The organism is Bacillus cereus (assembly GCF_002567495.1).
Classification (GTDB): Bacteria; Bacillota; Bacilli; order Bacillales; family Bacillaceae_G; genus Bacillus_A; species Bacillus_A cereus_AQ.
The window spans coordinates 1-1200 of record NZ_NVAP01000117.1 but is presented as its reverse complement, the minus strand read 5'-3'; the positions used below and the strand labels follow the sequence as shown (position 1 = coordinate 1200).

Sequence of the window (1200 nt, the reverse complement as noted above, 5' to 3'; positions counted from 1 at the left end):
TATTCGGGTTCACTTCACTTTAGAAATCAGCTTTTTTATTTTGATCATCTTTATACTTTTACAAATTATTATAATGTTTCTTTTTCCTCATCATTTCCAGAAACTAAATTCCCAATAGCATCCGCTGTTACTTCCACTACAAATTCACAAATACCTGCTACAACTTCTCCAATTATTTCATCCATCTTTTTACCCCCTTATTTTATGTAACCTATTTGTAGTATAGAAGAAATTGGTGAATGTAAACTATCTAAAAAAGTGACATAAACCTTACAGAATTGTAAGCTCTTTCATCCCCTTTGAAACGCCAAGTATTTTTAGCAGACATATAGGCCATTATAATATGGGACAAGTAATAATCCTGTTAGGGGAGGTGTTTAAAATTTACTACGTAAAATTAATTAAAGGTCAATCATTTTATGCTTTTGATCATCGTTTTTTAGTGTCTGAAGAAGAAAAGGTTTCCGAAAAAATTTATAATTACTTACGTCGTAATGAATTTTTCGAAGTACGTAAAGAAGAATATTCTGCTTAATTACAAAAAGCATTAAGAAAAACATTATCTTATTGTGATATATTCTTGATGCTTTTATGTAAATTACTCCTTTACAACAATAGTTGTCGACTCTATGAAAATATTCTAGTATTTGTCCAAGCTAATTCATCACTGCTTTCATATTTTAGTATATGAGGAGGTGACGAACATGACTCATATTATTGATTACCAAGCTACTCAACCTATAAGTAAAACTGGTGAAACAACTTTTGCAATTCCAGCTTCTCCAGATAGAGCAATTCTTGCGAAAATTAAATTGAAAATTTCAAGAAGAGACGCACGTAATAATCGTGTTGAATTAATTGCTACAGTTGGAGTTGAAGGTATAACTGAGATTTCACAAGCTTTATTCCGAATTTTCCGTGATAACGTTGAAATTTTCAATACACAAGTAGGTATTGAATCTACAGATTCTGAACAATTCTATGCTCAAACATTTCAAGCTATAGATCAAGATGTAAGCTGTGGAACTCACGAATATTCATTAACTGTAGAAAACCTTACTAGTGGTACAAGTGCCGAAGTTGTTGGTCCACTATCTTTTAGCGGTTTAGCTATTGGACAAGAGCGTAAATGTTGCTAAGTGAATCTAATTTTGCACTTAAGAAAAGCAAGACGTAACTATATAATCTGTACCCTTTGTA

General features: G+C 31.5%; 2 protein-coding genes. Both read left to right on the top strand.

What is annotated here, in order from left to right; all coding sequences use genetic code 11:
• Window positions 1-382: 382 nt before the first annotated feature.
• Window positions 383-535, top strand: a complete 153-nt coding sequence (locus tag COK05_RS30640) for a YqbF domain-containing protein (protein ID WP_000291907.1) — start codon at window positions 383-385, stop codon at window positions 533-535.
• A 169-nt stretch (window positions 536-704) separates the two neighbouring features.
• The gene (gene exsC, locus COK05_RS30635; protein WP_098615511.1) at window positions 705-1139 is read left to right on the top strand and encodes an exosporium protein ExsC; all 435 of its coding nucleotides are present in this window, start codon (window positions 705-707) and stop codon (window positions 1137-1139) included.
• Window positions 1140-1200 lie beyond the last annotated feature (61 nt).

Excerpts from the sequence above, each read along its gene's own strand:
- exsC (WP_098615511.1), top strand. The coding sequence starts at position 705 with ATGACTCATATTATTGATTACCAAGCTACTCAACCTATAAGTAAAACT.